Source organism: Microbaculum marinum, assembly GCF_037855135.1.
GTDB lineage: Bacteria > Pseudomonadota > Alphaproteobacteria > Rhizobiales > Tepidamorphaceae > Microbaculum > Microbaculum marinum.
Map to the genome: position 1 here is coordinate 69,623 of NZ_JAZHOF010000013.1, position 23,169 is coordinate 92,791.

The 23,169-nt window shown below is 66.9% G+C and carries 19 protein-coding genes and 1 tRNA gene; 7 read left to right on the forward strand and 13 right to left on the reverse strand.

What is annotated here, in order from left to right; all coding sequences use genetic code 11:
• Positions 1–37 precede the first annotated feature (37 nt).
• The 3 genes from tig to V3328_RS24535 form a co-directional block, all read right to left on the reverse strand.
• The gene (tig, locus tag V3328_RS24525) at positions 38–1,474 is read right to left on the reverse strand and encodes a trigger factor (RefSeq protein WP_340332368.1); all 1,437 of its coding nucleotides are present in this window, start codon (positions 1,472–1,474) and stop codon (positions 38–40) included.
• A gap of 77 nt (positions 1,475–1,551) precedes the next feature.
• Positions 1,552–1,636 (reverse strand) — tRNA-Leu (locus tag V3328_RS24530).
• 171 nt (positions 1,637–1,807) lie between these two features.
• Positions 1,808–3,280: an NAD(P)H-hydrate dehydratase gene (locus V3328_RS24535; protein ID WP_340332369.1), complete on the reverse strand. Its 1,473-nt coding sequence runs from the start codon at positions 3,278–3,280 to the stop codon at positions 1,808–1,810.
• A gap of 227 nt (positions 3,281–3,507) precedes the next feature.
• Here V3328_RS24535 and V3328_RS24540 point away from each other — a divergent pair, with 227 nt between their 5' ends.
• The 4 genes from V3328_RS24540 to parE all read left to right on the forward strand — a co-directional run bounded on the left by V3328_RS24540 (position 3,508) and on the right by parE (position 9,007).
• Positions 3,508–3,846, forward strand: coding sequence for a P-II family nitrogen regulator (locus V3328_RS24540; RefSeq protein ID WP_340332370.1), 339 nt, complete (start codon positions 3,508–3,510; stop codon positions 3,844–3,846).
• A gap of 83 nt (positions 3,847–3,929) precedes the next feature.
• The gene (gene glnA, locus V3328_RS24545) at positions 3,930–5,339 is read left to right on the forward strand and encodes a type I glutamate--ammonia ligase (protein WP_340332371.1); all 1,410 of its coding nucleotides are present in this window, start codon (positions 3,930–3,932) and stop codon (positions 5,337–5,339) included.
• A 1,100-nt stretch (positions 5,340–6,439) separates the two neighbouring features.
• The gene (locus tag V3328_RS24550) at positions 6,440–6,814 is read left to right on the forward strand and encodes a hypothetical protein (protein ID WP_340332372.1); all 375 of its coding nucleotides are present in this window, start codon (positions 6,440–6,442) and stop codon (positions 6,812–6,814) included.
• Between the two features lie 144 nt (positions 6,815–6,958).
• Complete coding sequence (gene parE / locus V3328_RS24555; RefSeq protein WP_340332373.1) at positions 6,959–9,007, forward strand: DNA topoisomerase IV subunit B; 2,049 nt, start codon at positions 6,959–6,961, stop codon at positions 9,005–9,007.
• 308 nt (positions 9,008–9,315) lie between these two features.
• On the opposite strand, the gene V3328_RS24560 is transcribed toward parE, so the two are convergent.
• Positions 9,316–10,014 carry an alpha/beta fold hydrolase gene (locus tag V3328_RS24560; protein WP_340332374.1) on the reverse strand — a complete coding sequence of 233 codons (699 nt, stop codon included), beginning with the start codon at positions 10,012–10,014 and terminating at the stop codon, positions 9,316–9,318.
• Positions 10,015–10,254: 240 nt separating this feature from the next.
• Here V3328_RS24560 and V3328_RS24565 point away from each other — a divergent pair, with 240 nt between their 5' ends.
• Positions 10,255–11,688, forward strand: coding sequence for a DEAD/DEAH box helicase (locus V3328_RS24565; protein WP_340332375.1), 1,434 nt, complete (start codon positions 10,255–10,257; stop codon positions 11,686–11,688).
• A 141-nt stretch (positions 11,689–11,829) separates the two neighbouring features.
• Positions 11,830–12,894: a GGDEF domain-containing protein gene (locus tag V3328_RS24570; protein ID WP_340332376.1), complete on the forward strand. Its 1,065-nt coding sequence runs from the start codon at positions 11,830–11,832 to the stop codon at positions 12,892–12,894.
• 46 nt (positions 12,895–12,940) lie between these two features.
• Here the strand turns inward: V3328_RS24570 and sufA are convergent, their stop codons facing one another.
• From sufA to V3328_RS24610, 8 genes are read right to left on the reverse strand one after another with little or no spacing between them, the layout of a single operon-like run.
• Positions 12,941–13,318 (reverse strand): Fe-S cluster assembly scaffold SufA, encoded by a 378-nt coding sequence (gene sufA / locus V3328_RS24575; protein ID WP_340332377.1) that lies wholly within the window; start codon positions 13,316–13,318, stop codon positions 12,941–12,943.
• Between the two features lie 43 nt (positions 13,319–13,361).
• Complete coding sequence (locus V3328_RS24580; RefSeq protein ID WP_340332378.1) at positions 13,362–13,742, reverse strand: SUF system Fe-S cluster assembly protein; 381 nt, start codon at positions 13,740–13,742, stop codon at positions 13,362–13,364.
• Positions 13,743–13,752: 10 nt separating this feature from the next.
• Positions 13,753–14,979, reverse strand: a complete 1,227-nt coding sequence (locus tag V3328_RS24585; protein WP_340332457.1) for a cysteine desulfurase — start codon at positions 14,977–14,979, stop codon at positions 13,753–13,755.
• A gap of 17 nt (positions 14,980–14,996) precedes the next feature.
• Positions 14,997–16,325 (reverse strand): Fe-S cluster assembly protein SufD, encoded by a 1,329-nt coding sequence (sufD, locus tag V3328_RS24590; protein ID WP_340332379.1) that lies wholly within the window; start codon positions 16,323–16,325, stop codon positions 14,997–14,999.
• 24 nt (positions 16,326–16,349) lie between these two features.
• Positions 16,350–17,111: a Fe-S cluster assembly ATPase SufC gene (gene sufC / locus V3328_RS24595; RefSeq protein WP_340332380.1), complete on the reverse strand. Its 762-nt coding sequence runs from the start codon at positions 17,109–17,111 to the stop codon at positions 16,350–16,352.
• Complete coding sequence (locus V3328_RS24600; RefSeq protein ID WP_340332381.1) at positions 17,108–17,452, reverse strand: antibiotic biosynthesis monooxygenase family protein; 345 nt, start codon at positions 17,450–17,452, stop codon at positions 17,108–17,110. Before V3328_RS24600 ends, sufC begins: the two co-directional genes overlap by 4 nt.
• Before the next feature lie 22 nt (positions 17,453–17,474).
• On the reverse strand, positions 17,475–18,944 hold the full coding sequence (sufB, locus tag V3328_RS24605) for a Fe-S cluster assembly protein SufB (RefSeq protein WP_340332382.1): 1,470 nt from the start codon (positions 18,942–18,944) through the stop codon (positions 17,475–17,477).
• 42 nt (positions 18,945–18,986) lie between these two features.
• The gene (locus tag V3328_RS24610; RefSeq protein ID WP_340332383.1) at positions 18,987–20,138 is read right to left on the reverse strand and encodes a cysteine desulfurase family protein; all 1,152 of its coding nucleotides are present in this window, start codon (positions 20,136–20,138) and stop codon (positions 18,987–18,989) included.
• 307 nt (positions 20,139–20,445) lie between these two features.
• Here V3328_RS24610 and V3328_RS24615 point away from each other — a divergent pair, with 307 nt between their 5' ends.
• Complete coding sequence (locus tag V3328_RS24615) at positions 20,446–21,111, forward strand: alpha/beta hydrolase (protein WP_340332384.1); 666 nt, start codon at positions 20,446–20,448, stop codon at positions 21,109–21,111.
• Positions 21,112–21,476: 365 nt separating this feature from the next.
• Here V3328_RS24615 and V3328_RS24620 read toward each other — a convergent pair whose 3' ends face one another.
• Entirely contained in the window at positions 21,477–23,084 is a 1,608-nt protein-coding gene (locus tag V3328_RS24620; RefSeq protein WP_340332385.1) for a carboxyl transferase domain-containing protein, read from the reverse strand.
• Between the last annotated feature and the right edge of the window lie 85 nt (positions 23,085–23,169).

A 23,169-nucleotide genomic window follows, 5' to 3' on the forward strand; every position in this document is an offset into this window, starting at 1 on the left:
CCGACCGGCGAACGCCGATCGGCTGGCGATCGCGCGGTCAGTCGGGCTTTGCGCCGGACGACTTCTTCCCGTGATCGTGATCATGGTCGTGACCGTGCGAATGGTCGTGGTCATGATCATGGTCGTGCTCGTCGTCGGGATCGTGGAACAGTTCCTCCCGCGACACCGGCTTCTCGGTCACCTTCGCCAGCGCGAGGATGTAGTCGACGACCTTCTCCTCGAATATCGGCGCCCGCAGCTCGGCCGTCGCCTGCGGGTTCTTCTGATAGTACTCCCAGACCACCTGCTCCTGACCCGGGAACTGGCGCACCCGGTCGACGAGCGCCCGGTTCAGTTCCTCGTCGGTCACCTTTATTTCGTTCTTCTCGCCGATGTCGGCAAGTAGCAGGCCGAGGCGAACGCGCCGCTCGGCGATCTTGCGGTACTCGGCGCGCGCTTCTTCTTCGGTGGTCTTCTCGTCCTCGAAGCTCCTGCCGCTGCGCTCGAGATCCTGGGTGACCTGCTGCCAGATCGCCTCGAACTCGTTGTCGACGAGCTTCTCGGGAAGTTCGTAGGTGCAGGCCTCGTCTAGCGCGTCGAGAAGCTGGCGCTTCACCTTGGTGCGGGACTGCTGCTCGTAGTCCTTGGCGATCTGCTCGCGGACGGCTTCCTTCAGCTTCTCGAGCGACTCGAGCCCCAGCGACTTGGCGAATTCGTCGTCGATCGTCACCTCGCCCGGCGCGGCGATCTCCTTCACCGTGACGTCGAACTCGGCTTCCTTGCCGGCCAGATGCGCGGCCTGGTACTGCTCCGGGAAGGTCACCTTGACCACCGTCTCGGTGCCTGCGGTCAGCCCCGTCAGCTGCTCCTCGAAGCCTGGAATGAAGGAGCCGCTGCCCAGCTGGATCTGCGCGTCCTGGTCGGCGCCGCCCTCGAACGGCTCGCCGTCGATCTTGCCGACATAGTCGATCGTCAGCCTGTCGCCCGATTCCGACTTGGCGCCCTCCTCGCGGGGGGCGTAGGGCTTGTTCTGCTCGGCGATGCGCGAGATGCTCTCGTCGATCACCGCCTCGTCGACGGTGGCGACTTCCTTCTCGACCTCGATCTTGCCGAAATCCGGGGCGGCCAGCGCGGGCAGGATCTCGAAGCTCATCTTGTAGGCGAGGTCGGCCTCTCCCTTCAGGATCTTCTCGATCTCGTCCTTGTCCTCGGTCAGCGCGATGTCGGGCTGATAGGCGGGGCGCTCCTCGCGGTCGGTGATCGCCTGCTGGCTGGTCTCGTTGACCGTCTGCTCGACGACCTCGGCCATCACCGAGCGGCCGTAGACGCGCTTGAGATGCGCGACGGGCACCTTGCCCGGCCGGAAGCCGCGGATCCGCACGGTGTCCTTGAGGTCCGTGAGCCGGTTGTTGAGGCGGGTGTCGAGATCGCCTGCCGGAACGGTGATCTGGAGCTCGCGCTTGAGCCCTTCGTTTACGGTTTCTGTGACCTGCATAACGTGTTGATCGCTGCCTTGCGTGTGTCTGGGCATTCGGGCGTGCCTGCCCGGTATTCGGGTCCCGGAATTGGGCATGGTGCGGGCGGAGGGACTTGAACCCCCACGGCTTTCGCCACGAGAACCTAAATCTCGCGTGTCTACCAGTTCCACCACGCCCGCGAATGGCCGGCGGGCGGTCCGCGCACGGCGGGGGTCTATAGCACACCGATTCCGCGCGGCGCCAGCGAAAACGCACTGTCCGCCAGGGTCACGCCAATCTAGGCAATTCCCGCCGCCTTGCAAGCCCGCCGCGCGGTCCCGCGGTTCCGCGGCACGTCGCCCGGCCGTCGTTCAGAGATCGGCCAGAATCGCCGGCAGCGCCTCCGGCAGGTCCTCGGCGATCAGGCCGCGTCCGATCCGGTTCGCCGCCGCCCCGTGCAGCCAGACGGCGGCCGACGCCGCCTCGAAGCCGGCCATGCCCTGCGCCAGCAGGCCGAGCGCCATCCCGCCCAGCACGTCGCCGGACCCGGCGGTCGCCAGCCAGGGCGGCGCGTCGGCGTTGATCGCGACCCGTCCGTCCGGCGCGGCGACGACCGTGTCGGCGCCCTTGAGGATGACGACCGCGCCGCTGCGGGCCGCTGCGCGGCGCGCCCGTTCCGGCCGCCCGGGCGCCGCCTCGGCGATGTCGGGAAACAGCCGCCGGAACTCGCCCTCATGCGGGGTGAGCAGGACCGGACGGCCGGCATCCGCCCCGATCGCCTCGAACAGGCGCGGCGGATCCTCGGCGAAGCTGGTCAGCGCATCGGCGTCCAGCACCACGGGCCGCGCCGCCGCGAGCGCCACCAGGGCCCGGGCCGCCGTCTCCTCGCCGACCCCCGCCGCCGGCCCGAGCAGCACGGCATTGCGCCGCGAATCCTGCAGGGCCGCCGCCAGCCCGTCGAGCCCCTCCGCCTCGGTCAGCATCACCCCGGTCAGATGTGCCGCGTTGACCGGCAGGGCAGCGGTCGGGCTTGCCACGGTGACGAGCCCCGCGCCGATGCGCAGCGCCGCCCCGGCCGCCAGTCTCGCGGCGCCCGTGTTCCAGGGGCCGCCGCTGACGACGACCGCATGGCCGCGATCGTACTTGTGGCCGTCGGCCTGCGGCGCCGGAAAGTGTTGCCGCCAGAGCTGCGGACCGTTCGCCCGGATCGACGGCCTTATGGTGTCCAGCACCACGCCGGGAATGCCGATGTCGGCAAGCCGCAGGTCGCCGCACAGGCTGCGGCCGGGCATCAGCAGGTGGCCGGGCTTCAGCCGGAAGAAGGTGACCGTGCGCGCAGCCCGTACCGCCGCGCCGCGGACCTCGCCGGTGGTCCCGTCGACGCCGGACGGCACGTCCACCGCGACGACCGGGACGGTCATGGCGTTTACCGCTGCGACGACCGCCGCGGCCGCCCCCTCGATCGGCTTCGACAGACCCGCCCCGAAGACCGCGTCGACGACCACGCCGGCCCCCTTCAGGCAATCGGGCTGCAGCGTCTCGATCGGCCCCTCCCACCGGGACGCCATCAGCGCCGCATCCCCCTTCAGCCTGTCGCGTCCGCCGAGCAGCGCCACCCGGACCCGGCGCCCCGCGCAGGCCAGGTGCCGCGCCGCCACGAAGCCGTCGCCGCCGTTGTTGCCCGGACCGCAGAGGACGACCACCTCGGCGCCCCGCCCGAGGGCCAGCGTGGCGGCCGCCACCGCGCGGCCGGCATTCTCCATCAGGGCCTCGCCGGCGACACCCGCTTCGATCGCCAGCGCGTCGGCCCGCGACATCTCCGACGTCGTCAGCAGCTCATTCATCGGCCCCGATCCGGATTGCGTTGCGACGCATTGTCTGTCCATTTCTTGGGCGTATGCCGCATTTTTGGACAGCGATTTTCACCGACTTTTGCCTTTTTTCCGGGCATGACATACTAACGCGTTGAACTGTATGGGATTTCTGAAAATTCCGTACTTGGCACAACGCATGCTAATCGGTAGCCGGGCCGCCCCCGATCCTGGCGCCCCACGCGAGGAGTCACGACCAGATGAAGAAAATTGAGGCCATCATCAAGCCGTTCAAACTGGACGAAGTAAAGGAGGCGCTCCAGGAAGTGGGGTTGCAAGGCATTACCGTAACGGAAGCCAAGGGCTTCGGCCGGCAGAAAGGGCACACCGAACTGTATCGGGGCGCCGAGTACGTGGTCGACTTCCTGCCGAAGGTGAAGGTCGAGGTCGTGCTCGGCGACGATCAGATCGACAAGGCCGTCGAGGCAATACAGAAGGCGGCACAGACCGGCCGGATCGGCGACGGCAAGATCTTCATCTCCAATATCGAGGACGCCATCCGCATCAGGACCGGCGAACGCGGTACGGACGCGATCTGAACGAGGCCGGCGAGCCGGCCGCCGACGCTGCCGCTCGAACCGACCAATTATAGAACCAGCTGGAAAATCAAAGAGGTAGTCACATGGCTGAAGCTAAGTCCGTTCTCAAGATGATCAAAGAGAACGACATCAAGTTCGTTGATCTGCGATTCACCGACCCGCGCGGCAAGCTGCAGCACGTCACGATGGACGTGGCCGTCGTCGACGAGGACATGTTTGCCGAGGGCGTGATGTTCGACGGCTCCTCGATTGCGGGTTGGAAGGCGATCAACGAATCCGACATGAACCTGATGCCGGATCCGGAGACGGCGGTAATCGACCCGTTCTTCGCCGCCCCGACGCTGGCGATCATCTGCGACATTCTCGAGCCGTCGACGGGCGAGGCCTACGAGCGCGATCCACGCACCACCGCCAAGAAGGCGGAAGCCTATCTCAAGCAGACCAAGATCGGCGACACCTGCTTCGTCGGCCCGGAGGCTGAGTTCTTCGTATTCGATGACGTGCGCTTCACCGCCGAACCCTACAACACCGGCTTCGCCATCGACTCCGCCGAACTGCCGTCCAACAACGGCACCGAGTACGAGGCCGGCAACCTCGGCCACCGTCCGCGCACCAAGGGCGGCTACTTCCCGGTCCCGCCGGTCGACTCCGCCCAGGACATGCGCTCGGAGATGCTGACCGTCATGGCCAGCATGGGCGTCGCGGTCGAGAAGCATCACCACGAGGTCGGTGCCGCCCAGCACGAGCTCGGCATGAAGTTCGCGCCGCTGACGCGCAACGCCGACCACATGCAGACCTACAAGTACGTCGTGCACCAGGTCGCCAACGCCTACGGCAAGTCGGCCACGTTCATGCCGAAGCCCGTCTTCGGCGACAACGGCTCGGGCATGCACGTCCACCAGTCGATCTGGAAGGGCGGCAAGCCGATCTTCGCCGGCAAGAAGTACGCCGGCCTGTCGAACGAATGCCTGCACTACATCGGCGGCATCCTGAAGCACGCCAAGGCCATCAACGCCTTCACCAACCCGCTGACCAACTCCTACAAGCGGCTGGTTCCCGGCTACGAGGCCCCGGTCCTGCTGGCCTATTCGGCCCGCAACCGCTCGGCCAGCTGCCGTATCCCGGTTGCCTCCTCGCCGAAGGCGAAGCGCGTCGAGGTCCGCTTCCCCGATCCGGGTGCCAACCCCTATCTCGGCTTCGCGGCGCTGCTGATGGCCGGCCTGGACGGCATCAGGAACAAGATCGATCCGGGCGATCCGATGGACAAGAACCTCTACGACCTGCCGCCGGACGAGCTCAAGGAGATCCCGACCGTCTCCGGCAGCCTGCGCGAGGCGCTTGCGGCGCTCGACGCCGACCGCGACTTCCTGACCGCCGGCGGGGTGTTCTCCGACGATCAGATCGACGCCTATATCGAGCTGAAGATGGACGAAGTCCTCGCGTTCGAGATGACGCCGCATCCGATCGAATTCGATCTCTACTACAGCGTGTGACCTCACCCCGCGGCCATCGCCGCGGCGGACTTCCGGGGCGGCGCAAGCCGCCCCCTTTTTTTGGGAACAGGGCGCGGCGCAAGCCGCCCCTTTTTTATGGGTTCAGGGCGCGGCGCAAGCCGCCCCTTTTTTATGGGTTCAGGGCGCGGCGCGAGCCGCCCCTTTTTTGTGTGAACAGGACGCGGCGCAAGCCGCCCCGTTCCATGGAAAAGCGTGGTTTGCGCCCGGTCGAATTCGCGCCCCGGTGGCAGTGGATATCGTCACGCGACTGTCAAGCGAACTGGATAGTGTCGCGACCGGATGATCGAGCGACGGCCCCACGCCGGGTCGACCGCCCCGGTTGCCGCACATTGGCGCCCGGCGCCGGCCTCATCTCGGCCCCCCCCCGCCCGACGAGCCGGCAACTCGCCATCGCGACGTCGTCCTGTCGTGCCTTGAGTTTTGGCCGCCCCATCCAGGGGCGGCCTTTTTTCCCCGGCCTTCAGTCCCCGGCCTTCAGTCCCCGGCCTCCAGTTCCCTGTCTTCATTCCCGGCATTCAATTGTGCGTGCCCGTCGCCGGACGCCATTGACAGGCTGCGGCGAGAGGCGCAGACTCCAGGTCATTCCGGAAAGGAGGTCTAGGACAATGGCCCCGCCGACTCGACTTCCGCCGCTGCGGGGCGCCTGAACTGGCGCGAAACCTTCAGCGGCGCATCAAGTCAGACAATAGAATCCGATTTTTTTGCGCATGAGGACGCGGCGAAAGCTTTGCGCGACATTGCTGCCGGCGCGTTCGACTGCGAAAAGCGAAACCCGAAAGGTTCGAATACGGACGTGCTGCGTCGACGACATGTCGGACGAGACGACCCGACGACGACCCCGCCGGCACCTGCCCGCGGGGTCGTCGCGTTTTGGACCCCCGGCAGAGGCACAGGCCCGGCAGGGGGTCAGGCCCCGGCAGAGGGTCAGACCTCGGGAGAGTTTCGGACGGGAGAGCGGAGACGGGCTTGAGTCCATGGCCGCCGCGGCGATAGTGCTTGCGCAGCCGTGATCGCCGCGGCGGAACCGTCCGCCCGCCGGCATCGGCTAGGCCCGCTGACACCGGAACCCGATCGAACGCATGCGCTCATTCAATGTCCTGCTGCTCGCCGCGGCATTCGTTCTGGTCGCCGTCACCATTGCCATGGAGGCGGACACCGGCCTCGGCGTGTTCGCGATTCCCGCCATCGGCTTCCTCGTCGCTCTCGCATTTTTGCCGTTCGTCCCCTTCGGCGTACTCAGCCGCCGCGCGGCGCGAACCGTCTCCGTAGCGATCTGCACGCTCGCGCTGCTTCTCCTTGCGGCCGTGTGGATATGGGGCATCGGCAGCGTGTTCTGGTGGAACGACACCCCGCACGCTCGGGACGGCCTCGTCTTCGTTGTCCTTCCCGCGTATATGATTGCCGCGTCCGGCATGGTTGCAGCCGGGATATGGGCGATTGAACGATATCTTTAGCGATTGAGCGGCAGGGTCGCCGTCTGCACGTCGCGGGCGGCTCGTCGTCGCCTTGAAACGTACAAAGTGGCACAATCGTTCGTGATTCGTTGCCATGCGCTGCCCCCGCGGGCGCCCACTCACAGGAACCCATTCGGACCGCCAATGGCCAAGGAAACAACGCTCTCGCTCTTCGACGAATCTCCGGCGACCGCTCCGAAGCCGGCAGCGGCCGCGCCGAAGCCGGAGGGCAAGTCCGCTCCTCGCGTCGTCTCCCGGGGGGGCGAGGACGCCTACACCGCAGCCGACATCGAGGTGCTCGAGGGACTCGAGCCGGTGCGCCGCCGGCCGGGCATGTATATCGGCGGCACCGACGAGAAGGCGCTGCATCACCTGTTCGCCGAAGTCATCGACAATTCGATGGACGAGGCGGTCGCCGGCCACGCGACCTGGATCGACGTCACCCTGGAGGCCGACGGCTACCTCACGGTCATCGACAATGGCCGCGGCATCCCCGTCGATCCGCACCCGAAATACGCCGGCAAGTCGGCGCTCGAAGTGATCATGACGACGCTGCACGCCGGCGGCAAATTCGATTCCAAGGTCTACGACACCTCCGGCGGCCTGCATGGCGTCGGCGTGTCGGTGGTCAATGCGCTCTCCGAGAGGCTCGAGGTCGAGGTCGCCCGCGGCCGCCAGCTCTATCGACAGGTCTACGAGAAGGGACAGCCCGTCACGGGGGTGGAATCGCTCGGCGAGGTCATGAACCGCCGCGGCACCCGCACCCGGTTCAAGCCCGACGCCGAAATCTTCGGCAAGGCGCAGTTCCGGCCCGCCCTGCTGTTCCGCATGACGCGCTCCAAGGCCTACCTGTTCCGCGGCGTCGAGATCCGCTGGTCGTGCGCGCCGGAGCTGCTCCAGGCCGGCGGCGCGGTTCCCGAAAAGGAGGTCTTCCGCTTCCCCGGCGGACTGAAGGACTTCCTTGCCGCCGAGATCGCCGGCGACACGCTGGTCGCCAACGACATCTTCGCCGGGCGTCTCGAGAAGGAACGGGGCCACGGCGGCGTCGAATGGGCGATCGCGTGGTGCGCGGGACGCGACGGCTTCGTCTCCTCCTACTGCAACACGGTGCCGACGCCCGACGGCGGCACGCACGAGGCCGGGCTGCGCACCGCACTCCTGAAGGGTCTGCGGTCCTACGCGGAACTGACCGGCCGCAAGCGCGCGCAGGTGTTCAGCGCCGACGACGTCATGACGTCGTGCACCGCGATGCTGTCGGTCTTCATCCGCGAACCCGAATTCCAGGGCCAGACCAAGGACCGGCTCGCCACGGGCGAGGCCGCCAGGATCGTCGAACAGGCGGTCCGCGACGAGTTCGACCACTGGCTGACCGCCAGCCCACAGCAGGCCACGAAGCTTCTCGACTGGGTGATCGAGCGGGCCGAGGACCGGATGCGCCGACGCCAGGAAAAGGAAGTCGGCCGCAAGTCGGCGGTCCGCAAGCTGCGGCTGCCCGGCAAGCTCGCCGACTGTTCGAACACCGCCACTGCCGGCGCGGAGATCTTCATCGTCGAGGGCGATTCGGCCGGCGGATCGGCGAAGCAGGCCCGTGACCGCAAGACCCAGGCCGTGCTGCCGCTGCGCGGCAAGATCCTGAACGTCGAGAGCGCCGCGGCCGGCAAGGTGGGGCTCAACCAGCAGCTCGCCGACCTGACGCAGGCGCTCGGCTGCGGCACCGGCGCCCAGTATCGCGGCGAGGATCTGCGCTACGACAAGGTCATCATCATGACCGACGCCGACGTCGACGGCGCGCACATCGCCTCGCTGCTGATGACCTTCTTCTACCGCCAGATGCCGAAGCTGATCGAAGACGGCCACCTCTACCTGGCCGTGCCGCCGCTCTACCGGATCAGTCAGGGCGGCAAGACGCTCTACGCGGTCGACGATCATCACAAGGACGAACTGCTGCGCACCGAGTTCACCGGACGCGGCAAGGTCGAGATCGGCCGGTTCAAGGGGCTCGGCGAGATGCTGCCGAACCAGCTCCGCGACACCACGATGGACCCGAAGCGCCGGACTCTGCTGCGCATCGAGGTCGAAACCGATCCCGAAGGCACCACCGATGCCGTCCGGCGGCTGATGGGCAACAACCCGGAAGCGCGCTTCCGGTTCATACAGGACAACGCGGAGTTCGCCGAGGATCTCGATATCTGAGCGGCGTCCCGAAGGAACCGCGTTTCCACCGGCGCGCTACGTTAGCTCTTGTCCGCTCATTCCCGCAAAAGTGGGGACTCCGGCGCAAGAACCCGGCGACGCCGCCGCTCCATCCAGGCTACGGATCGGGCTCCCTGTACCCGAATGTCCCCCGGCCGTCATGGCCGGGCCTGTCCCGGCCATCCACGTCTTCGCCGCGGCGACCGCTGTCCGTGGATGCCCGGCACAAGGCCGGGCATGACGGCGAGGTGGATCGCACGGCATTTGCCCATACCGCAGACTATCCGCCGGACCGCACCCGGAAGCGGTCAGCCTGCCGCGTTCAGGAAGTCGAGGAGCGCGTCGTTCACCGCCTCCGGGCGCTCCAGTGTCGTGAGGTGCCCGCACTCCGCGATCGTCACCAGCCGCGCATCGGGTATCCCCGCCGCAATCTCCGCGGAGTGGTCCGGGGGCGTCAGCCGGTCGCGATCGCCGACGATGACCAGCGTCGGCGCCGTGACCTTCGCCAGGTTCGGACGGGCGTCCCGCCGGCCCATGATCGCCGTCTGCTGCCGGATGAAGGTCGCCACGCCCGTGTCCTCGGCCATCTTGTAGACGACGGCGACGAGTTCGGCGTCCTGCATGCGGGTGGCGTCGATGAACAACGGCAGCAGCCGTTCCACCGCCGCGCCGATCCCCTGCTCCTCGGCGAGCGCGATCGTCTTCCTCCGGAATTCGGTCTGGTCGGGATGCTCCGGCCGTGCGGACGTATCCAGCAGCACCAGGGAGGAGATCCGGCCGGGCGCCATCTCCGCCATCTCAAGCGCGATGTAGCCGCCCATCGAAAGACCCGCCAGGACGAAACGGTCGGGCGCCGCCTCGAGAACGCTCTTCGCGATGGCCTCCATCGAGTCGTGGCCGGTATGGTCCGCGATCATGCAGTCCGCCCGGTCCGACAGGACGTCGAGTTGCGGGCCGAACAACGCGCCGGTGCACAGCAGGCCCGGTACGAAGACGATTGGATCCATCCCTTGCTCCTGCTGACGCCGCTCAAACCGCGTCGTCGCAATAGCACAGATCCTCCCCGATTTCGCTCGCCGGCGCCGGCGGGACCGGACGTCCCGTAACAGAATTGCCAAAACGTAACGATTGTGGCGTTGACATGCTGCCCGTACCCTCTATGTTCCGCCGGAAATCGAACGGAATTAAGAATCCTTGAAAAATCAGCGTTTGCACCCCTCCCGCCGCATGGATCATTGTGGCCGGTAATGGCATTTGATGATCTCGGACTGAGCCCGAAGGTTCTGGCCGCCGTCGAGGCTGCCGGCTACAAGGAACCTACGCCCATCCAGGCGCAGGCGATTCCGCACGTCATGTCGCGGCGCGACATCATCGGCATCGCCCAGACCGGCACCGGCAAGACCGCTAGCTTCGTGCTGCCTATGCTGTCGCTGCTGGAGAAGGGCCGCGCCCGTGCGCGCATGCCGCGCACCCTCATCCTCGAGCCGACCCGCGAACTCGCCGCCCAGGTCGAGCAGAATTTCGTCATCTACGGCCAGAACCACAAGCTGACCGTGGCCCTGCTGATCGGCGGCGTCTCGTTCGACGAACAGGAAAAGAAGCTCGACCGCGGTGCCGACGTCCTGATCGCGACGCCCGGCCGCCTGCTCGACCATGTCGAGCGCGGCAAGCTGCTGCTGACCGGCGTCGAGATCCTCGTTATCGACGAGGCCGACCGCATGCTGGACATGGGCTTCATCCCGGACATCGAGCGGATCTGCCGGCTGGTGCCGTTCACGCGCCAGACGCTGTTCTTCTCGGCGACCATGCCCAACGAGATCCAGCGGCTGACGGGCCAGTTCCTGCACAATCCCGAGCAGATCGAGGTCGCGCGTCAGGCGACGGCTGCGGACACTGTTCGCCAGGTCCTCGTCACCTCGCCGTCCGTGCCGAAGGAGAAGCGGGCGATCCTGCGCCAGGAGATCCGGGACGCGAAGAACCTCACCACCGCGATCGTCTTCTGCAACCGCAAGCGCGATGTCGCGACGCTGCATCGTTCGCTGCAGCGCCACGGCTTCAACGCCGGCGCCCTGCACGGCGACCTCGACCAGCGCGAGCGCATGGCGACGCTGGCCAAGTTCCGGGCCGGCGAGATCAATCTGCTCATCGCCAGCGATGTGGCCGCACGCGGGCTCGACATCCCTGCCGTCAGCCACGTCTTCAACTTCGACGTTCCCTCGCACGCGGAGGACTACGTCCACCGCATCGGCCGCACCGGCCGGGCCGGCCGGGAGGGCGACGCCATCACGATCGCCACGCCGGACGACAGGAAGTACGTCGCCTCCATCGAGAAGATGCTCGGCGGTCCGATTCCGAGGCGCGACGGCTCCGCCGACGAGGCGACCGGCGGCGACGACGCGCCGGAAGACCGCAAGCAGCGCTCCAGGCGCGGCGGCGGCAAGGACAGCCGGCAGGGCGGTCGTTCCGCTTCGTCGTCGAAGTCCGAAAAGCCGCAGGACAAGCAGACCGAAGAACGCGCTTCGGGCCGCCAGTCCGACAGGTCCGAGCGGAAGCCGGGCAAGTCGAGACGGTCGTCCGAAGACGCGGGCGCGGATCGTCCGGTGATAGGACTGGGCGATCACGTCCCGGATTTCCTGTTGAGACCGGTGAGACGGCCCGCCGACACCTCGGGTAATGACTGAAGAATCAGAACCTGACCAAAAACGACTGATGTTTGACATCAGGTAGGGAACGACGCCACGGGAGGATCGTTTGCGTCGCAGTTGTCGGGCCGCCGCTGGGGCGGCGATCGGTCCGGCACAATGATGGCGGGGAAGCCTGGCGTGTCACGATCCGAACAGTTTGAACGCTCCGTTTCCTTGGGGGAAGCGGCTCTTGGGCGCGTCAAGGCCCCTCCCGCGCGTCCTTATCCGCGCAGCTACGAGTTCTGGTACGTCTACGCGGCCGGCTTCAATCGCGAGCTCAACAAGGCGGTCAACGACGCCATCAAGCGCCTCGGTCACTTGCCCGAGGAGCTCACCGAACGGTTCCGTGAGGAGTTCCTCTCCCCGGTCCGCCTGAGCGACCGGGTCGGCGAAGTCAGCAGCCGGGTCTCGAAGGAACTCGACGACATCATCACGCTGCTGGAAGCCTCCGGCACCGAGCTCGAATCGTTCGGCCAGTCGCTGCGCAGCACCGCCGACGGCCTTGGCGGCGTCCAGTCCCTCGCCCAGTTGCGCACCGTTGTCGACACCGTCCAGAAGGCCACCCGCGACATGGGCGACCGCAGTGCGACCCTGGAGCTCCAGCTCAAGGCCTCGCGAACCCAGATCGCGGAACTCCAGGAGAGCCTCGAGGCGATCCGATACGAATCACTCACCGATCAGCTCACCGGCCTGGCCAACCGCAAGCACTTCGACCACAGCCTCGACAGCGCCATCGACTTCGCCACGCGGCGGTCCGAGAAGCTGTCGCTGGTGATGTGCGACATCGACCACTTCAAGGATTTCAACGATCGCTACGGCCACCAGACGGGCGACCAGGTCCTGCGCCTGGTGGGCGCGGCCATCGGCGGCGCCGTCAAGCCGCGCGACCTCGCGGCCCGCTACGGGGGCGAGGAGTTCTGCGTGATCCTGCCCAGCACCTCGCTTCAGGGCGCCGTGGCGGTCGCCAACCAGATCCGCGCCGCGCTGATGGCCAAGGAACTGATCAAGCGCTCGACCGGCGAGAGCCTGGGTCGGATAACGATGTCGGCGGGGGTTGCGGAACTGAATGCCAGCGACACGCATGACAGCCTGGTCGAGCGCGCCGACATGGCGCTCTACGCGTCCAAGCGCCTTGGCCGCAATCGCGTCACCTCGGAGGACGAGCTTCCCGACGTGCAGGCGGGCCGGTCCGCCGTCGCCTGACGCCGTCGCCTGACCCCATCGCCTGACAACACGCGGCGGGGCGCCCTCAGGCGTCCAGGCTGGCCGGCGTCAGCGCCACCGATTCGCCGCAGCCGCAGGCCGAGGTCTGGTTAGGATTGTTGAAGACGAAGCGCGCCGACAGCTTGTCGACCTGGAAGTCCATTTCGGTGCCGAGAAGGAAGAGGACGGCCTTGGGATCGATCAGCACCGTGACGCCCTTGTCCTCGACGACCTCGTCGAACGGCTCGGCGTCCTTGGCATATTCCATCGTGTAGGACATGCCCGCGCAGCCGCCGTTCTTGACGCCGACGCGCAGGCCGAGGATCGCCTCGTCGGAATTCTCGATGATCTCGCGCACCCGGTCCGCCGCCGCGTCTGTCAGCGTCACGACCTTGGGCCGGGGGCGTGGTGTCGTTGCCGTCATGCTCTCGTCCTGGGACTAGCTGTCGCCTGCGTCCATATATAGGTCAGTAGAAGTCGAGTGCGACCTTCGCCTCGTCTGACATGCGGCTTGGATCCCAGGGCGGGTCGAAGACCATCGACACCTTGACGTCGCCGACGCCGGCGACGGCGCCTACCGCGCTCTCCACCCAGATCGGCATCTCGCCGGCAACCGGGCAGCCGGGCGCCGTCAGCGTCATGTCGACGGTGACGTTGCGGTCGTCGTCGATGTCGATCTTGTAGATCAGGCCGAGTTCGTAGATGTCGACCGGGATCTCGGGGTCGTAGACCGACTTCAGTGCACCGATGATGTCGTCGGTGAGCCGGTCCAGTTCCTCGGCCGGTATCGCCGATTCCGTTGCCGGTTCGTGGGGGGCCGCGGTGTCCGGATTGGTGATTTCGTTCATGGGTCCGTCCTCAGGCGAAGAGCTGCTGGGCCTTGCCCAGCGCCTCGGCCAGCTGGTCCACCTCGTCGAGCGTATTGTACATGCCGAACGACGCCCGGCAGGTGGAGGTGACGCCGAACCGCTGCAGCAGCGGCTGGACGCAATGGGTGCCGGCGCGGACCGCCACGCCGTAGCGGTCGATCACGGTCGACACGTCGTGCGCATGCGCTCCTTCCAGCTCGAAGGAGACGATGGCTCCCTTCCCCGGCGCGGTGCCGAAGATGCGTAGCGAGTTCATCGCTCCCAGCCGTTCGTGCGCGTAGGCGTTCAGCCGCTGCTCGTGCGCCATGATGGCGTCGCGGCCGATCGTCTCCATGTAGTCCAGCGCCGCGCCAAGGCCGATCGCCTGGACGATCGGCGGCGTCCCCGCCTCGAAACGGTGCGGCGGCTGGCCGTAGGTCACCGTCTCCGTCGTCACGTCGAGGATCATCTCTCCGCCGCCGTTGAACGGCGGCAGCGCCTCGAGCGCCTCCTTGCGCCCGTACAGCACGCCGATCCCGGTCGGACCGTAGACCTTGTGCCCGGTGAACGCATAGAAGTCGCAGCCGATGTCCTGGACGTCGACGTTCAGGTGCACCGCGCCCTGGCTGCCGTCGACCAGCACCGGAATGCCGCGCTCGTGGGCGATGCGCACCACCTCCTTCACCGGCACCACGGTGCCCAGCATGTTCGACATGTGGGTGATCGCCACAATCTTGGTGCGTGGCGTCAGCAGCTTCTCGAATTCCTCGATCAGGAAGCTGCCGTCCTCGGCGACCGGCGCCCACTTCAGCACGGCGCCCTTGCGCTCGCGCAGGAAGTGCCAGGGCACGATGTTGGAATGGTGCTCCATGATCGTCAGGACGATTTCGTCGCCCTCCTCGATCCGCTGCCCGAGTCCGTACGCGACCAGGTTGATCGCCTCGGTGGCATTGCGGGTGAAGACGATCTCGTCGGAGGATGCGGCGTTCAGGAACCCGCTGACCCGCTCGCGCGCCGTCTCGAAGTTCTCCGTCGCCGTATTCGACAGGAAGTGCAGGCCGCGATGGACGTTGGCGTACTCGTTCTCGTAGGCGTTGCTCATCGCCTCGATCACGTGCCTCGGCTTCTGCGCCGAGGCGGCGTTGTCCAGATAGACGAGCGGCTTGCCGTAGACCTCGCGTCCCAGGATCGGGAAGTCGGCCCGGATCCGCTCGACGTCATAGACGTCCGGTACGATCGCGGCGGCGGCCTCGGTCAAGATCCGTCCTCCCCTTCGCCGGCCGCATGCCCGGACACCCAGTCGTGGGCGATCCCCGACAGCGCCTCGCCGATAGCCTCGTTGCCGATCGCCTGGATCGACTCTCCGATGAAGGCTTCGATCAGCAGCGCCTTGGCCATCAGCTCGGGAATTCCCCTGGCGCGCAGGTAGAACAGCAGGTTCTCGTCGATCCGGCCCGTCGTCGCGCCGTGGCCGCACTGGACGTCGTCGGCGTAGATCTCGAGCTCGGGCTTGTTGTCAGCTTCCGCACGCTCCGACAGCATCAGCGCCTGCGTCATCATCCTTCCGTCGACCTTCTGGGCATCCTTGCGGACGATGATCTTTCCCTGGAAGACGCCGCGGGCCCGGTCGTCGAGCACCGTCTTGAACAGTTCCCGGCTGGCGCCGTCCGGCAGCGCATGGTCGACGAACAGGGTGGTGTCGCCATGCTGGCGGCCGCCCAGCAGCTGGATGCCCGCAACGTTCAGCTCGGCGTGTACGCCGCCGAAGGCGAACGCGACCTGGTTGCGCGACAGCAACGCGCCCGTCGTGAACGGCGCATAGGTGAGCCGGGCGCGTTCGGCGATATCGATCGCGCTGGTCGAAAGGTGGAAGGCGGCGTTGCCGTCCCGCTGGACCTTCACCAGGGTCAGCATGGCGTCCCGGCCGACGGATATCCGGGCGGCCGTATTGACCACGTAGCCGATGCCGTCCGGCCCCTCGTAGCTTTCGATGACGGTTGCGGACGCGCCTGCTCCGACCTCGAGGCCGTTGCGCATGTAGACCGACGCGGCTTCCGGTACGGTCGTCACGCAGGCGATGTGGATCGGCCGGTCGAGCTGGACGCCCTCCCCGACCCGGATCACGACGCCCGTCGACATGAACGCGGTATTGAGGTCGAGCACCGAGGAGGCCGACTCCGCCGGCCAGTCCTGCAGCAGCTCGGCGCCGGCGTCACCCGACAGTTCCCGCGCCAGCGAGACCACCTCGACGCCCTGCGCGGCAAGCCCCTCGGGAATGCTCGGGGTCCCGCCGTCGATGATGACGATCCGCCAGGCATCGAGCTCAGAGAGCGATTCCGGGCCGATCGGCGCATCCGAGGGAACCGCCGGTGCGGGCAGGTCGCGCAGCGCCGCGCGCAGGTCCGTGTACTTCCAGTCCTCGATGCGCCTGTGCGGCAGGCCGTTGGCGCGGACCCGGCCGATCGCCTCGCGGCGGGCGGCCGCCGTCGCCGGCGAGCCCGGCAGGCCGCCGGCCGCGGCATCGAACTGCTCGACGGCGGCCTGTTCGGCGGCCGTCTTCACGGTGCGGACTTCGACGTTCATCTCCGTCTCTCCCGTCATTCGTCCTCAGGCCGCCTCGGTGAAGCCGGCATAGCCGGATTCCTCGAGCTCCATTGCCAGTTCCTTGCCGCCCGTCTTCACGATCCGGCCCGCCGACATGACGTGCACGATGTCAGGCACGATGTGGTTCAGGAGCCGCTGGTAGTGGGTGATCACGACCATCGAGCGATCGGCGGTCCGCAGCGCGTTGACGCCCTCGGCCACCACCCGCAGCGCGTCGATGTCGAGGCCCGAGTCGGTCTCGTCGAGCACGCACAGCGTCGGTTCCAGCAGCGCCATCTGGAGGATCTCGCTGCGCTTCTTCTCGCCGCCCGAGAAGCCGACGTTGACCGGCCGCCTCAGCATGTCCTGCGAAACGTTCAGCAGGCCCGCCTTGTCGCGCACGATCCGCATGAAGTCGGGCGTCGAGAGCTCACCCTCGCCGCGCGCCTTGCGCTGCGCGTTCAGCGCCGCCTTCAGGAACGTCATGAACGCCACGCCGGGAATCTCGACGGGATACTGGAAGGCCAGGAACACGCCGGCAGCGGCCCGCTCGTCGGGCTCCATCTCCGTCAGGTCCTGCCCCTTGAACAGGATCTCGCCGTCGGTGATCTCGTAGTCGTCCTTGCCGGCGAGCACGTAGGACAGCGTCGACTTGCCCGACCCGTTCGGCCCCATGATGGCGTGTACTTCGCCCGGGTTCACGGTGAGATCGAGGCCGCGCAGGATCTCCTTGTCCTCCTCGGCGATCTTCACGTGCAGGTTCTTGATTTCAAGTAGTGCCGTCATGTCGGTGTCTTCCCAGATATGTGTCGGTAGCTGCGGCTTTCGCGCAGCTCGTAGTGCTGTGAGCGGGCGTCGAAGCGCTTGAGCAGCTTCTTCGCGGCGTCCGGTACGTATGCGACTTCGTGGTCCTCGCCGACGAACGCCTTGACGTCCTCCAGTGTCTCGAACCGCATGATGGTGATGAATTCCTCTTCGTCTCCATCGGTGCGGCGCAACAGGTCGATCCCGGCAAATCCGGGGATCTCCTTCTTCTCGATCCCCAGGAAGATCTCCCGCTTGAGCAGCGCCTCGTAGTCGTCGGCGTTCGCCTGCGTCGTGTAGCCGTGCCAGATCCGGTAGATCATCGCCCTGTCCCGGAACCGGCCGTCAGCCGACCGAACCCTCGAGGCTGATGCCGATCAGCTTCTGGGTTTCGACCATAAACTCCATCGGCAGGTGCTGCAGGACGTCGCGGACGAAGCCGTTGACGATCAGCGCAACGGCCTCCTCCTCGGTCAGGCCGCGCTGCATGCAGTAGAACATCTGGTCGTCGGAGATCTTCGACGTGGTCGCCTCGTGCTCGAACTGCGCGGTCGAGTTCTTCGCCTCGATGTACGGCACCGTGTGCGCCCCGCAGCGGTCGCCGATCAGGAGCGAATCGCACTGGGTGAAGTTGCGCGCGTTGGTCGCCTTGGCATGGGCCGAGACGAGGCCGCGATAGGTGTTCTCCGAGACGCCGGCGGCGATCCCCTTGGAGATGATGCGGCTCGACGTGTTCTTGCCGAGATGGATCATCTTGGTGCCGGAATCGACCTGCTGGTGGCCGTTGGAGATGGCGATCGAGTAGAACTCGCCCCGCGAGTTGTCGCCGCGCAGGATGCAGCTCGGGTACTTCCAGGTGATCGCCGAGCCGGTCTCGACCTGGGTCCAGGAGATCTTCGAGTTGTCGCCCCGGCAGTCGCCCCGCTTGGTGACGAAGTTGTAGATGCCGCCCTTGCCCTGCTTGTCGCCGGGATACCAGTTCTGCACCGTCGAGTACTTGATCTCGGCATCCTCGTGCGCGATCAGCTCGACGACGGCTGCGTGGAGCTGGTTCTCGTCGCGCTGCGGCGCGGTGCAGCCCTCCAGGTAGCTGACATAGGCGCCCTTGTCGGCGATCAGCAGCGTGCGCTCGAACTGGCCGGTGTTCTTCTCGTTGATGCGGAAATAGGTCGACAGCTCCATCGGGCAGCGCACGCCCGGCGGAATGTAGACGAACGAGCCGTCCGAGAAGACCGCCGAATTCAGCGTCGCGTAGAAGTTGTCGGTCGTCGGCACCACCGATCCGAGGTATTTGCGGACCAGCTCCGGATGCTCGCGTATCGCTTCGGAAATCGAGCAGAAGATGATGCCGTGCTTAGACAATTCCTCCCGGAAGGTGGTGATCACCGAGACCGAATCGAAGACCGCGTCGACGGCCACGCGCGCGCCCTCGACGCCGGCCAGCACCTCCTGCTCCTTGAGCGGGATGCCCAGCTTGTCGTAGGTCGCAAGCAGCTCCGGATCGACCTCGTCGAGGCTCTTCGGCGCCACCGCCGTCTTCGGCGCGGCGTAGTAGTAGAGGTCCTCGAAGTCGATCTTCGGATACTCGACCTTGGCCCAGGTCGGCTCGGTCATGGTCCGCCAGCGCCGGTAGGCCTCCAGCCGCCATTCCAGCATCCACTCAGGCTCGCCCTTCTTGGCCGAGATGAACGCGACGGTATCCTCGTCCAGGCCTTTCGGCGCCCTCTCCGACTCGATGTCGGTGAAGAACCCGTACTTGTACTTGTCGACGTCGATCTCGCTGACCTGATCGATCGTCTCGCGTACTGCAGGCATCCATTGCTCCTTCACTCGCGGCTTCAAGGGCCGCGGGTTTCGCTATGCCGCTTCGATGACCTCCTGCGCCCGGCCGCCGCGCCTTTCCAGCAGCCGCCGCCAGGCTTCGATGAAGCTCTCCACGTCTTTCCTCGCGCTCGACCAGCCGAGGCTGACCCGGATCGCGCCGGCGGCGAGGTCCGGCGCGACGCCCATCGCCGACAATACGTGCGAGCGCCCGACTTTGCCCGACGAGCAGGCGGATCCGGAACTCACGCAGACGCCATCGAGATCGAGCGCAATCATCGCGGTCTCCGCAGACACGCCGGGCACGGCAAAACAGCTCGTGTTGGCCAGACGCCGCGCCCCCTTCGCGAATACCGCCGTTGCGGTCGAGATAGTGCACAATTCGGACTCAAACCAGTCCCTGATGCGCTCCAATTCGACCTGTCTGCCGATTTCCCCGGCCGCAAGTCGCGCCGCGACGCCCATTCCGGCGATGGCGGCGACCGATTCGGTGCCCGGACGCAGCGACCGCTCCTGGCCGCCGCCCCGGTACAGCGGCATCACCGGCACCGACCGGTCGCGGCGCACCAGCGCGCCGGCGCCCTGCGGGCCGCCGATCTTGTGGGCCGACAGCGTCACGTAGTCGGCGTCCAGGGCGGCGATGTCGATCGGCAGCCGCCCCGCCGCCTGCACGGCGTCGCAGTGCACCCGCGCACCTGCCGCATGCGCCAGCCGGGCAACCTCGGCGACCGGCTGGATCGCGCCGGTCTCGTTGTTGGCGAGCATCACCGAGACGATGGCCGGCGCCGTCTCCGTGCCGAGCCGCCGCTCCAGCCAGGCGAGATCGACCACGCCGTCCGGATCGACGGGAATCAGCTCGATCGCATCGGAGGCAAAGCGTCCGCCGCCGAGGACCGACGGGTGTTCCACCGAGGACGCCAGCAGAATGTCCGTTTCCGAGCGGCGGCCGAGCGCGAGCGCATTGGCCTCCGTGCCGCCGCCGGTGAACGTGACTGCGCCCGGTTCTGCACCGACGAGGGCGGCAACTTCGCGGCGAGCCTCCTCGACCAGCTTGCGCGCCGCGCGGCCCGCCGAATGCACGGAGGACGGATTGCCGCCGACGCGCATGGCCGCGCACGCCGCCTCGATCGCCTCGGGGCGGACCGGCGCGGTCGCGTTGAAGTCCAGGTAGGCGGATCCGGCCTCCACCCTGCCATCCTCATTGCTGCCGGCACTGTCGTCGTGCCTTGAACTCTTGCATTCGACACAAGATATGTGGTGTCTGTCGAAGCTTCCGGACAGGGCCGTCCCGCATACCACCATATAAAGCGGTCCGGAATTGCCCAGTTTCGAAAACTTCTAAAGTGTTTGTAGGGGGGTGTCTGGTAGGTGTCAAGGAAGGCCGCTGCGCCGCTCTGCATCCGGCGCGCGCCTGAAAGCGGTCCGTCGCCCCGGCGCAGCCGCGAAGTCCTGGAACACCCCTGCCCGTCACCCGTCAAGAGAGGACGTCGCGTACATGCCGGAAGTCATCTTCACCGGTCCCGCAGGCCGCCTGGAAGGCCGCTACCACCCGCCGAAAACCAGAAACTCCCGCATCGCCCTGATTCTTCATCCGCACCCGCAGTTCGGCGGCACGATGAACAACCAGGTCGCCTACCAGATGTACTACATGTTCGCCGAGCGCGGCTTCGCGGTGCTGCGGTTCAATTTCCGCGGCGTCGGCCGTAGCCAGGGCAGCTTTGACCACGGCCAGGGCGAGCTGTCAGACGCGGCCTCCGCACTGGACTGGGTGCAGAGCTTCAATCCCGATGCCCGCGCCTGCTGGATCGCGGGCTTCTCGTTCGGCGCCTGGATCGGCATGCAGCTCCTGATGCGCCGCCCCGAGGTCGAGGGCTTCATCTCGGTCGCCCCGCAGCCCAATCTCTACGATTTCTCGTTCCTGGCGCCCTGCCCCTCGTCCGGCCTGATCGTCCACGGCGCCGCCGACCGCGTCGTCACGCCGAACGACATGCAGTCGCTGATCGACAAGCTGAAGACCCAGAAGGGCATCGTCATCGACCAGCAGATCGTCGAGGGCGCCAACCACTTCTTCGAGAACAAGGTCGAGGAGCTGATGGGCATCGTCGGCGGCTACGTCGACAAGCGCCTCGCCGAGGCCGGCGCCGACGAGAACGCCGCTTGACCGGCCATCTCCCTGACCTGCGTCATCCCGGCCGAAGTGCCGGGATCGCCAGGGGCCAGTGCCCGTCGATCGACACGCCTCCTGCCGGGCGCCTCCGCCGATAGTCCTCCGTCTGGGCGATCCCGGGTCTCCGCGTCTCTCCGCCCGGGATGACGTGCCGACAGCGAAACACCCCCGAATGCCCTACTTCCGGGCTGCGGGCGCCCGACGGCCCCTCCGCGCCGACGGGAACGGCCTGGGCGATCCTCTCCCTGACCACGTCATCCCGGCCGAAGAGCCGGGATCGCCAGGGGCGACGGCCTGTCGATCGCCGAACGTCGAAGGCGCTTCGTTGCCGCGCGCGACCCGGCAATCACCCTAACCGTTCACATCCGAAACACGCCGAACTTCGTCTCCGGGATCGGCGCGTTCAGGCTTGCCGACAGCGACAGCGACAGCACCCGACGGGTCTCGCGCGGCGTGATGATGCCGTCGTCCCACAGCCGCGCGGTGGCGTGATACGGGTGGCCCTCCGCCTCGTAGCGCTCGCGGATCGGCGCCTTGAAGGCGTCCTCCTCCTCGGCCGACCACGATCCCCCGTCCGCCTCGATGTTGTCGCGCTTGACGGTGGCCAGCACGGAGGCGGCCTGCTCGCCGCCCATCACCGAGATCCGCGCGTTCGGCCACATGAACAGGAAGCGCGGCGCGTAGGCGCGCCCGCACATGCCGTAGTTGCCGGCGCCGAACGAGCCGCCGACGATGACGGTGATCTTCGGCACCTGCGCGCAGGCGACCGCCGTCACCAGCTTGGCGCCGTCCCTGGCGATGCCGCCGGCCTCGTAGTCGCGCCCGACCATGAAGCCGGTGATGTTCTGCAGGAACAGCAGCGGGATCTTCCGCTGGCAGCACAGCTCGATGAAATGGGCGCCCTTCAGCGCCGATTCCGAAAACAGGATGCCGTTGTTGGCGAGGATTCCGACCGGCATGCCCGACAGTCGCGCGAAGCCGGTGACGAGCGTCGTCCCGTACAGCTTCTTGAACTCGTCGAAGGCGGACTCGTCTACGATTCGGGCGATCACCTCGCGGATGTCATATTGCTGCGTCAGTGCCGCCGGCACCACTCCGTCGAGCTCCGAGGGATCGTAGGCAGGTTCCACCGGTTCCTGAAGATCCAGGCTTACATCCTTGCGCTGATTGAGATTTGCGACGATGCGCCGGGCAATCGCCAGGGCGTGGTTGTCGTCCAGCGCATAGTGGTCCGCCACGCCCGACCGGCGTGCGTGGACGTCGGCGCCGCCGAGGTCCTCCGCCGTCACGACCTCGCCGGTCGCCGCCTTCACCAGCGGCGGTCCGCCGAGGAAGATCGTCCCCTGGCGGCGCACGATGATCGTCTCGTCCGACATTGCCGGCACGTAGGCGCCGCCGGCCGTGCAGGAGCCCATGACCACGGCGATCTGGGGAATGCCGGCAGCCGACATGTTGGCCTGGTTGAAAAAGATCCGGCCGAAATGCTCCCGGTCCGGAAACACGTCCGTCTGGTTGGGCAGGTTGGCGCCCCCGGAATCGACCAGGTAGATGCAGGGTAGCCGGTTCTGCATGGCCACTTCCTGGGCCCGCAGGTGCTTCTTGATGGTCATCGGATAGTAGGTGCCGCCCTTGATCGTCGCGTCGTTGCAGACGATCACGCACTCGCGCCCCTCGACGCGGCCGATGCCGGTGATGATGCCGGCGCCGTGGATGGCGCCGTCGTACATGTCGAATGCCGCCATCGGCGACAGTTCCAGGAACGGCGATCCCGGATCGATCAGCCCCGTCACCCGGTCGCGCGGCAGAAGCTTGCCCCGGCTGACGTGCCGCTGGCGCGACTTCTCCGACCCGCCCAGCGCCGCGATCGCGCGCTTGGCCTGCAGGTCGACGGCAAGCGCCGCCATCGCTTCGGCGTTCAGCCGGAAGTCTTCCGTCGACGTGCTGATCTGGCTCTCGATGCGCGGCATTGGCAATCCTCCCGGTGGCAACGGTTAGACGATGGTCGCACGGGCGGCAAGTCGGCGCGCGCCGGGACCGCAAACGCCTGCCGAA

Excerpts from the sequence above, each read along its gene's own strand:
- tig (WP_340332368.1), bottom strand. The coding sequence starts at position 1,474 with ATGCAGGTCACAGAAACCGTAAACGAAGGGCTCAAGCGCGAGCTCCAG.
- V3328_RS24535 (WP_340332369.1), bottom strand. The coding sequence starts at position 3,280 with ATGAATGAGCTGCTGACGACGTCGGAGATGTCGCGGGCCGACGCGCTG.
- V3328_RS24540 (WP_340332370.1), top strand. The coding sequence starts at position 3,508 with ATGAAGAAAATTGAGGCCATCATCAAGCCGTTCAAACTGGACGAAGTA.
- glnA (WP_340332371.1), top strand. The coding sequence starts at position 3,930 with ATGGCTGAAGCTAAGTCCGTTCTCAAGATGATCAAAGAGAACGACATC.
- V3328_RS24550 (WP_340332372.1), top strand. The coding sequence starts at position 6,440 with ATGCGCTCATTCAATGTCCTGCTGCTCGCCGCGGCATTCGTTCTGGTC.
- parE (WP_340332373.1), top strand. The coding sequence starts at position 6,959 with ATGGCCAAGGAAACAACGCTCTCGCTCTTCGACGAATCTCCGGCGACC.
- V3328_RS24560 (WP_340332374.1), bottom strand. The coding sequence starts at position 10,014 with ATGGATCCAATCGTCTTCGTACCGGGCCTGCTGTGCACCGGCGCGTTG.
- V3328_RS24565 (WP_340332375.1), top strand. The coding sequence starts at position 10,255 with ATGGCATTTGATGATCTCGGACTGAGCCCGAAGGTTCTGGCCGCCGTC.
- sufA (WP_340332377.1), bottom strand. The coding sequence starts at position 13,318 with ATGACGGCAACGACACCACGCCCCCGGCCCAAGGTCGTGACGCTGACA.
- V3328_RS24580 (WP_340332378.1), bottom strand. The coding sequence starts at position 13,742 with ATGAACGAAATCACCAATCCGGACACCGCGGCCCCCCACGAACCGGCA.
- sufD (WP_340332379.1), bottom strand. The coding sequence starts at position 16,325 with ATGAACGTCGAAGTCCGCACCGTGAAGACGGCCGCCGAACAGGCCGCC.
- sufC (WP_340332380.1), bottom strand. The coding sequence starts at position 17,111 with ATGACGGCACTACTTGAAATCAAGAACCTGCACGTGAAGATCGCCGAG.
- V3328_RS24600 (WP_340332381.1), bottom strand. The coding sequence starts at position 17,452 with ATGATCTACCGGATCTGGCACGGCTACACGACGCAGGCGAACGCCGAC.
- sufB (WP_340332382.1), bottom strand. The coding sequence starts at position 18,944 with ATGCCTGCAGTACGCGAGACGATCGATCAGGTCAGCGAGATCGACGTC.
- V3328_RS24615 (WP_340332384.1), top strand. The coding sequence starts at position 20,446 with ATGCCGGAAGTCATCTTCACCGGTCCCGCAGGCCGCCTGGAAGGCCGC.
- V3328_RS24620 (WP_340332385.1), bottom strand. The coding sequence starts at position 23,084 with ATGCCGCGCATCGAGAGCCAGATCAGCACGTCGACGGAAGACTTCCGG.